7 protein-coding genes are annotated in these 9,231 nt (G+C 55.1%); all 7 read left to right on the forward strand.

Annotated features, from left to right (window positions below):
- The first annotated feature begins 14 nt into the window (after positions 1-14).
- Complete coding sequence (locus PuT2_RS13345) at positions 15-1,508, forward strand: amidase (protein WP_093971481.1); 1,494 nt, start codon at positions 15-17, stop codon at positions 1,506-1,508.
- Positions 1,509-1,715: 207 nt separating this feature from the next.
- Positions 1,716-3,953: an autotransporter outer membrane beta-barrel domain-containing protein gene (locus PuT2_RS13350; RefSeq protein ID WP_143516176.1), complete on the forward strand. Its 2,238-nt coding sequence runs from the start codon at positions 1,716-1,718 to the stop codon at positions 3,951-3,953.
- A gap of 358 nt (positions 3,954-4,311) precedes the next feature.
- Positions 4,312-4,731 carry a DUF2946 domain-containing protein gene (locus PuT2_RS13355; RefSeq protein ID WP_143516178.1) on the forward strand — a complete coding sequence of 140 codons (420 nt, stop codon included), beginning with the start codon at positions 4,312-4,314 and terminating at the stop codon, positions 4,729-4,731.
- Between the two features lie 153 nt (positions 4,732-4,884).
- Positions 4,885-5,706, forward strand: a complete 822-nt coding sequence (locus PuT2_RS13360) for an MbnP family copper-binding protein (protein ID WP_216820821.1) — start codon at positions 4,885-4,887, stop codon at positions 5,704-5,706.
- A 23-nt stretch (positions 5,707-5,729) separates the two neighbouring features.
- Positions 5,730-6,833 carry a methanobactin export MATE transporter MbnM gene (locus PuT2_RS13365; RefSeq protein ID WP_256387489.1) on the forward strand — a complete coding sequence of 368 codons (1,104 nt, stop codon included), beginning with the start codon at positions 5,730-5,732 and terminating at the stop codon, positions 6,831-6,833.
- Between the two features lie 106 nt (positions 6,834-6,939).
- Positions 6,940-8,553 carry a copper resistance protein CopC gene (locus tag PuT2_RS13370; RefSeq protein ID WP_158214047.1) on the forward strand — a complete coding sequence of 538 codons (1,614 nt, stop codon included), beginning with the start codon at positions 6,940-6,942 and terminating at the stop codon, positions 8,551-8,553.
- Between the two features lie 29 nt (positions 8,554-8,582).
- Positions 8,583-9,074, forward strand: a complete 492-nt coding sequence (locus tag PuT2_RS13375; RefSeq protein ID WP_093971487.1) for a copper chaperone PCu(A)C — start codon at positions 8,583-8,585, stop codon at positions 9,072-9,074.
- The last annotated feature ends 157 nt before the right edge of the window (positions 9,075-9,231 follow it).

Genomic DNA, 9,231 nt, shown 5'->3' on the forward strand with positions numbered 1-9,231 from the left:
CAAGGAGTCCAGACATGGCATATGCATTTCCCGGCCCGCAAGGCATTAGCGAAATCAGTGAACAGCTCGAACTCGACCTAACCCCCGAAGAGGTTGGCGAGTACCACGCTTATTTGTCGGCGCTGACGCCGGCCTTTCGCCTGATCGAGCAGTTGCCCGACGAGCTACCGGCGGTCAAGTATCCGCGCACGCCGGGTTACCGGCCGGAAGGGGCCGAGAACCCGCACAACGGTTGGGTTGTTAAGTCAAATATTAAAGGCGCGCCGCAGGGCAAGCTTAAGGGCAAGACGCTGGCGATTAAAGACAGTGTCATGGTGGCGGGTGTGCCCATGAGTAATGGGGCGTCGATTCTTGACGGGTATGTGCCCGATATAGACGCAACCATTGTGACGCGTATTCTTGATGCGGGCGGCGAGATTCTGGGCAAGGCGTCTTGCGAGTACTTGTGTTTTGCCGGTAACAGCGTGACCGGTGTCAATGGCCCGGTTCAAAACCCACGCGTGCCGGGGCGCAGCACGGGGGGCTCCAGTACAGGCAGCGCAGCGCTGGTAGCCGCAGGCGATGTCGATATGGCTATTGGGGCCGACCAGGCGGGCTCTATCCGGATGCCTGCGTCGTTTTGCGGGATTGTGGGGTTAAAGCCAACGTACGGTCTGGTGCCTTATACCGGTGCGGCCAGTATTGAATATACGTTCGACCATGTGGGCCCGATGACGCGTACGGTGGCCGATTGTGCGTTGTTGCTTGAGGTGATTGCTGGTGAAGACGGGATCGATGGTCGTCAGCGCAATGTTCAGGTTCAGCCGTATACCGAGGCACTGGGGCAGGGCGTTAAGGGGCTGAAGATTGGTGTGGTGCAAGAGGGTTTTGCGCGCGCTGAAACCGAGGCAGGGGTCGATGATGCGGTTCGGGCCGAGTTGAAGCGCTTGGCTTCGATGGGCGCCATTGTCGAAGAGGTGTCGATCCCTTGGCACAACATTGGTTCGGCGTTGTGGTTGCCTATTGGTATCGAGGGGTCTTATCACAATATTGTGCGCGGGCATGGCGTGGGCTATGGCGGCATTGGCGCATATTCGCTGGGTTTCATGAAGGCGTATGAAAGTTGGCCGGCGCATGCGTCAGAGCTGGCAGCGCCGATTAAAGCGGTGTTGTTGTCGGGGCGGGTGCTTGAGCGTCATGGTGGGCGTTTATATGCAAAGGCGCAGAATCTGCGTCGCCGTTTGCGGGCGGAATACGATACGCAGTTGGCTAAGTACGATGTGTTGGTGATGCCGACAACGCCAATGACGGCAACGCCGATGCCTGGACCGGATGCGGGGCCGCAAGAGGTGGTGAACCGTAGCTGGGAGATGTTGTTGAACACAAGTCCGTTCGACCTGACGGGACATCCGGCGATTTCGGTGTGCTGCGGCGAGGTGGAGGACCGACCGGTTGGCTTTATGGTGGTGGGCCGTCATTTTGATGAGCAGACCGTGTTCCGCGTGGCCGAGGTGGTGCATCGGGGGTGATGGGGTTCGGTCAACAGGCCTGGCGTTGAGAGTCTAACGCCAGGCCAGCTGCGGTTTGGCTTTTGCCTACTTAGGTGTCGTTTTTTGTATCTGATATTTTTTTGCGCTGATACTTGATTTATCATTTTGTTTCATAATATTTTTACTGAGCAATGCACTACTTTGTTGTAGCGCTTTTTTACTCAAACCAGCGCGGAGACTTCTTGGATGGCGGCAACTGCATTTCACACCATTTCAGCGAGCGCCCTAGTGTTAGGGATGTTCAGCGTCACGGTTGGCACAGAAGCGCAAGCGGTGCCTGGACCCATAAATACGGGTGGTAACTGGTATGGTGCGGGTGAGGACTGTTCGGCCAGTGCGACCGTAGCGTCATACGGTGGCCGTTGCGCTTTGATTGGAGAAGATTCTGCATCAAACGCTCAGGTCGTCGTTTATGAAGATACACCCGATGAGTGGATATATGGCGGTTTCGTCAAATTAGGCGTCAATCAACAGGCTTCAGGCAACACCGTTACGGTGCAGCCCGGGGCTGCTGCTGCGGCTGTTATTGGTGGACGCGCGCTGGGCGAACAGTCGGGTGCGGTGGCTAATAACAATACTGTGCTGGTGTACGGTGGGCAACTAGGCAGTGTGTATGGCGGGCAAAGCAACATTAGTACTACCGGCAATAAGGTAGAAGTTACGGGCGGTACGTTGACTGACGTTATCGGAGGTAACGGCGGTGGTGGTAACCATGCGAATAATTCCGTGGTGATTAAGGGCAGCGGCATTAACGTCTCGGGTACCGTTTCGGGTGCTTCTGTCAATGGTACGGGTAGCGTCAGCAACAATTCGGTGTCAATCACCGACGCGTCGGTAGGCAATACAGTTTTTGGTGGCTTTGTGACTCGCGGTAATGCGACGGGTAATACGGTCCGTTTGTCAGGTTCGGCATCTGTTGGGTCAAATGTGTACGGTGGCTATTCGGGCACGTCGGGCGACGCATTGAATAATCGCGTCATCATCGAGGGCTCACCTAATCTGTCGAATACGCTGATTTATGGTGGTTACTCTGGTGCGGGGACAAGTGCTGGAAACATTCTTGAGGTGCGTTCCCTGGGTTTGAAAATGGGCAATATTCGCGATTTCCAGGAGCTACATTTCATCCTGCCAGCGAATACTCAGGCTAATGCCGAAGTGATTACTTTGTCGGGCAAGGCACCGGGTAAGGCCGGCCAGCCCCCTATAGCTACCGACCTTCGCGGGGTGAAGGTAGGCGTGGGTATCGTGGGTGGTGCCAATGTGCTGCAAAACGGTGATCGTGTAACGCTCATTCACAACCCCATTGGTGTTGAAACCGATGCGACAATTGCTCAGGCCGATGTGTCTGGCTATCAGGGCATTTCGCTCAAGTACACCTTTGGTTTGTCGGCCGATGCGAAGAATTTGTACGCGACCGCCAAAACCGACGCGGTGGTTATGGAACAGACTAAAGCGCCCGTCGAAGGGCAGGCCAGTATGATGGCGCTGTCGGTTCAGGGGGGAGATCTTGCTGCGGGCGCTGGTATTGCCCGCGCCATGGGGGCGACAAGCGGAGCCAGTGGTACGTCGACTTTCGGTGCGTCTAGTGGTGGCAGCTCACGCTATAAATCGGGCTCGCATGTTGATGTTGACGGCTTTAGTCTTATGCTCGGCGCGGCCAAGAAAATCCCGCAAGGCACTGGCCAATTGATGGCGGGTGTGTTTGTGGAGGGTGGTTGGAGCAAGTACAAAACGTACAACGATTTCTCTACAGGTGTTGTTCGTGGGAGTGGGAAAAGCCGCTACGCAGGCGGCGGCCTATTGCTGCGACGTGATTGGGCGGTTGCGGATGCACAAGGAAGGTCAGAGACCTTTGTCGGGACTGGCCTAGGACTGAGCCAGGCGGCCCCCTATGTGGAAGGATCGTTGCGGGTAGGGCGAGTCAGCTCAAACTGGGACAGCAATGACATGCAAGGCAGTACCGATGCCTCTTACGATACGTCTGCGCTTTACTACGGCTTGCATGCGGGCGTTGGCTATATGCTGCCGATAGGCACGCATAGTGCACTTGATTTTTCAGCCAAGTATTTTTGGACACACCAGCAGGGCGACAAAGTAACAATTGCCGGAGATCCTTATCACTTTCGGTCGGTTGACTCGCACCGTACCCGTCTGGGTGTTCGCTGGAATCATCAGTTATCGCGGCAGGTTGCTGGTTACTTGGGCGCGGCCTGGGAGCGCGAATTTGATGGCGCAGCTCGCGCTACTGTCTATGGTCTGGACACGCCATCGCCCAGCCTAAAAGGCAACACGGGGGTCTTTGAACTAGGCTTTGAGCTAAAACCGAGAGCTGACGACGCACTCACCATCGGATTAGGCGCGCAAGCTTTCACGGGCATGCGCCAAGGCTTTAGTGGCGTCGCCAAGGTGATGTTTGTTTTTTAGTAACGACCGACAGTAAGGCCGCGCACCTAGTTACGACATGTTCGAGCGCTTGTGGAACGCTGAGGGCGAGGGTAACGCAGAGAGGGAGCAGATGGTACTGCTCTAACTCTTGGGGCTCTATATGCTAAGCCCATTCATAGATAAGCCTTAGAGTTCGTGGGCAGCTTTCGGCCAGAGGCGGACAGTCAAGCTACTAACTGGCAGCTGATCGGTTATATCGCCTTGTTGAATTATGGGCCGTATTACCATGTGCTTCATTCGCGGATTTCGAATCGTTCAATTACCAGAACGGCTGGCTACAGTGTTACAATATCAAGTTAATTACCGAAATGCTTGAATACAGATAATCAGTATTTTCATGGTCTTGCGACGGCGCGGCGAACTTCCATTGATGCATCGTTTGGGCATAGTTGCCCTTTCGGTGCTGCTCCTGTTGCAAGCGGTTATTATTGCCTTCTCGCCTCGGGTATCGGTTGCGGCCGACAGTCAGACCATTGTTGTGTGTACGGGCAGTGGCATGAAGGTTATGTCGTTGTCTGTGCTGGGTCTGGGGTCGCCTGATGATCTTGATCCCGACGATACTCGTCATCTGACTGCGGGTGATCATTGTGCGTTGTGCGCCTTTGGTCATTCGGCCCTGCCGCCACTTTTGGCGGCAATTCTTATTGTTCCTGATTTAGGTACGCAGTCTCCGCAGGGTCCTGCCCAGCCAGGCCACTACGACGGGTGGATCTATTACCCTAATCAGGCCCGAGCGCCGCCACCTTCCAACGTCTAGTCGATCATTTCTCTCGCCGCGAGCGTTTATTTTTCCCGTTCGTGGTCATTCGTCTTTCGTTGGAGTTCATCCATGTTTTCGCATTTCCCGTTGCGGGTCCTGTCTCGCGCGTCGTTATTGGCAGTTTTTTGCACGTTCGCCGGCACATCCGCTTTGGCACAAACCGCCTCTTTGCAGGCTGTCGAGATTTCGTTTGCCCTCAAGGCCGCAGGCGCTGACGCCCGCTGTGGTCAACCCTTGGGGCCGATTGGTGCACCAGCAACACTTGCGTCGCTGCGCGATGCTCGTCTTTACGTTCAGGACATCGCGCTGATCAACGACAAGGGGCAACCTACATCCGTCAAGCTGAACGCTTCGGATTGGCAGAACGATCAAGTTGCCTTGATTGATTTCGAAGACGCTACAGGCTCCTGCGCAGGCGGAACGCCTGCAGTCAATACCGTGGTCACGGGCACTGTGCCGACCGGTAATTACAACGGCCTCACATTTACCGTCGGGGTGCCGGTCTCGCAAAACCATACTAGTACGGAACTTGAGGGCGCACCTCTGGATTTGGCGGCCATGGGCTGGAGCTGGCAAGCGGGCCGCAAGTTCATCAAGCTTGAGGTCAATCCCGAAGGGGGCGTGACAAAAGCCGATGGCTCCAGTTCTCCAACTTGGTTTGTCCATCTGGGTTCAACAGGATGCACAGGTAACCCCGTGACCGGGGAAACCGTCTCATGCATGCGGCCCAATCGTCTGCCCGTGGTTCTTGCGCCATTTGACGTCACTCAACATCAGGTGGTCCTGGATCTAAATAGTCTGTTCGGTTCCAGTGATATCACACGGGACAAGGGAGCCGCTGCGGGTTGCATGAGTAATCCGGCCGACAAGGACTGTGTTGAAGTGTTTGAACGACTGGGCCTGTCGCTTGACACAGGGCGCGAACTTAAGCAGGGTGTTTCGCCGGTTTTTAGCGCTTCTGCAAAAAAATGAAGTGTAGGCTCCTGTCTTTGGTTATGGCGCTTTGCTCCTTGCCAATCGCGGGCTGGGCCGCCGCTGATGATTCGGACTGGACATGGGACTTGCCGTCCCATGTGCCAGAACCGCGTGTGCCTGACGACAATCCCATGTCACACGCTAAGGTGGGGCTTGGCAGGCGTTTGTTTTATGACAAGCGTCTGTCGGGTAACGGATCCATGTCATGCGCCTCTTGCCATCACCAGGCGCGAGCCTTTACGGATGGTCGTTCCCTGTCATCGGGGTCGACAGGCGCCTTGACGCATCGCAACGCCCAGGGATTGGCCAACAGTGCATGGCATGCTACCTATAACTGGGCGAATCCGGCTCTGGTCACGCTGGAACAGCAAATGCTGATCCCGCTATTTAGCGATGAGCCTGTGGAAATGGGCATCAACGATGGTAATCGTGAGGAAATCCTCAATCGCCTTCGTGCCGAGCCGCTTTACGTCACGCTATTCAAACGAGTTTTTCCAGAGGACGAGAGCCCCATCAGCATCGGCTCAGTCATCAAGGCGATTGCGGCGTTTCAGCGCAGTCTTGTGTCGACGAACAGTCGATACGACAGATATCTGCAGGGAACCGAGGCGTTCAGCCTTTCCGAGGAGCGCGGAAGAGTGCTTTTCTTTGGCGAGAAGGCGGAATGCCATCACTGCCATGGCAGCTTCAATTTCAACGACCAGGTAGTCCATAAAAAAACGCGGTTAGTGGAATTGCTCTTTCACAACAACGGCATTTACAACCTGATGGATTCTGGTGATTACCCCGAGTCGAATCAAGGTCTGTTTGAGTTGACAGCCCGACCCGAGGATATGGGGGCTTTTCGTGCGCCCAGTTTGCGCAACGTTGAGGTCACCGGACCCTATATGCATGATGGCAGTATGGAGACTCTTGAAGAGGTCGTCGAGCATTATGCGCGGGGTGGTCGGGTGATTGAATCAGGTCCCAATCAGGGGGATGGTCGGCTTAACCCACACAAAAGCGGTCTGATCTCGCGCATCGATCTGTCCGATGAAGAAAAAATTGATCTACTTAACTTCCTCAAGACGCTGACTGACCCCACTTTTTTGACCGATGAGCGGCATGCGGACCCGTGGAGATAACACCCATGATGATGGCGCCAATTGTGTTGGCAGGGCCCCTCGCCCACGCGAGGGCGGCTGGTTTATGAATAACGGCTCGATAGACATCGTCAATAGGCGATGGTTTTTGACATTTTGGTTGTGGCTGTGCGTTGCACTGTACAGCAGCCAGTCGATGGCACACGCCTTTTTAATCAGCACCCAACCTGAGGATAATGCACAGCTCGACACCCCACCAGCGACCATCGTATTGCAGTTCAACGAGCCACTGACGACCGCAAAACTTGAGTTGCGCAATGAGGCGGGTGAGATCGTGATGGCTGATGTGTCATCAAAAACAAACGGGGGCTCCCTGGAGCTGCCGCTACCCAATGTGCTTGAACGCGGCATTTACCGCGCCCATTATCGGGTGACATCCGGCGACGGTCATTTGGTTGCGGGCCAGATCCAGTTTGGTGTCGGGGTCAAGCCCACATTGTCCGCCGCTGCCCCCTCTGGGGACAACCTTGAATCATGGAGTGCAGGCATCAGGGCGATTCATTATCTTGCGCTTTTCACAGGGCTTGGTGGTGGTCTGTTTTTAGTGCTGATGGGCTCTTTGACTGATCGTGGCACACGAGAAGCCCTGGCTTCAAGGCTTGTCTTTGTTTGCCTTATGGCAGTGGGCACCGGACTTCTGTTGACCGGTCTTACCGGTGCGTCGCTTCAGGGGGGGTATTGGGCTAACCTGATCGCGAAGGAGGCCTGGTCAACGGGTTCGCAGACTCAGGTCGCGCTCTCCGTTCAGCTTGTTGTACTGGCGGTATCGCTCACGCTGGCCGGGCTTGTTGTGCAAGCCACACGAGCCGGCTCAGGTCTGTTGGTCTTTGGTGTATTGATAGCGGCTTTATCGTTTGCTGTGACGAGTCATGTCGGTGATCTGTCATCCCGCGCGTTTGGACGTGTCTTGTTGTTTTTACATGTCGGTGCAGTGACCTTTTGGATCGGCGCACTCTGGCCCTTGGCTTTCTTGTTGCAGGCATCCAAATCCTTGAGTGTCGCACAACGCGTTTTAAGCCGTTTCTCCCGAGTGGCTCCGTTTGTGGTTGCGCTGCTGTTGGTGACAGGTGTTGCAATGAGCGTGCTGCAGGGGATTGCATCGCAAGAGGCCATCATGGAGACATCGTATGGCGGCCTTTGGCGCTTGAAAGTGTTTTCGGTGCTGGCGTTGTTATCCATCGCGCTCTGGAATCGTTTGGTTCTTGCGCCTTTGGTTCAGAAGGGCAGGGCACAGGCCTTTTCACGCTTGCGACGCACCATCGTGATTGAGATAGCGGTGGCGGCTGTGGTTGTGTCGCTATCAGCCGGTTTTTCGCTAACGCCGCCACCTCGCACCTCCTTGGAGGCAGTTGCTCTTGAGTCTGTACCTGAACGCGTTTCAGGCTATTCAACCATGGCTAGTAATACAGGCTGGACTGGGCTTGTTGATATTCAGCCGGCTCGGGTTGGAAACAACGACATCGAAGTCATCCTTAGCAGCACACGTGGTGAGCTCAAGCCTGCCAAGCTGGTGTCCGAGTGGCAACTGTCTGGTCGACCCGATGCAACGGTATCAAGTGTATCTGCGGTCCACTCTGATGGTATCAAGGCCCACGTGTTTTTGCCGGATGCCGGCCGCTGGCAGGTTGTACTGCGATGGCAAGCCCCTGACGGTACCCTGGAGAGCATGACGCTCATCATTCCTGTGGCCGCCAATGACTGAATTTTCACCCCATTTAGAGGATTTATACGATGAAGAGTTTATTGAACATTACCGCGGCCGCGTTGTTTTGCTGGATGAGTGTAGTGCAGGCGCATGGTTATAAAGCGGGGGCTATTGAAATCGATCACCCCTGGTCGCGTGCAACGGTTGAAGCCGTCCCTACGGGCGCTGTTTACCTGACATTGCGTAATTCAGGCGGGACAGCTGACCGATTGGTGGGTGTCTCTACACCAGTGGCTAAAAAGGCAGAGTTGCACACGCATATCAAAGACGGTGAACTCGTGCGCATGCGACAGATTAACGCGATTGAGCTTGCTGCGTCTTCATCAGTGACGTTGGAGAGCGGCGGTTTGCACATCATGTTGATTGGGCTCAAGCATGCACTGATCAAAGGCAAATCGTTTCCCCTGACTTTGGTGTTTGAAGAAGCAGGGCCCGTGGTCGTGCAAGTTGATGTGCAGGGGATTACAGATCTGTCGCCTGCACATGGTGGTCAGAGCGCAAGCAAACACAATCACTGAGGCATTCTAAAGCTCGGCAACCGATTTGGGGCCCGTTATCAGCTTTCGTTCTTTGAACTTCCGCTTCGGGTCGAAAACAGCCGTTCGCTCTGGTGGCTGCTCTCGACTTAGAGCGGTCATCGTCTCACTTCATGGACAGAAGTGCAGGAATGATTGA

This window comes from Pusillimonas sp. T2, from assembly GCF_002236805.1.
Taxonomy (GTDB): domain Bacteria; phylum Pseudomonadota; class Gammaproteobacteria; order Burkholderiales; family Burkholderiaceae_B; genus Neopusillimonas.

Excerpts from the sequence above, each read along its gene's own strand:
- PuT2_RS13355 (WP_143516178.1), top strand. The coding sequence starts at position 4,312 with ATGGTCTTGCGACGGCGCGGCGAACTTCCATTGATGCATCGTTTGGGC.
- PuT2_RS13375 (WP_093971487.1), top strand. The coding sequence starts at position 8,583 with ATGAAGAGTTTATTGAACATTACCGCGGCCGCGTTGTTTTGCTGGATG.
- PuT2_RS13345 (WP_093971481.1), top strand. The coding sequence starts at position 15 with ATGGCATATGCATTTCCCGGCCCGCAAGGCATTAGCGAAATCAGTGAA.
- PuT2_RS13350 (WP_143516176.1), top strand. The coding sequence starts at position 1,716 with ATGGCGGCAACTGCATTTCACACCATTTCAGCGAGCGCCCTAGTGTTA.
- PuT2_RS13365 (WP_256387489.1), top strand. The coding sequence starts at position 5,730 with ATGGCGCTTTGCTCCTTGCCAATCGCGGGCTGGGCCGCCGCTGATGAT.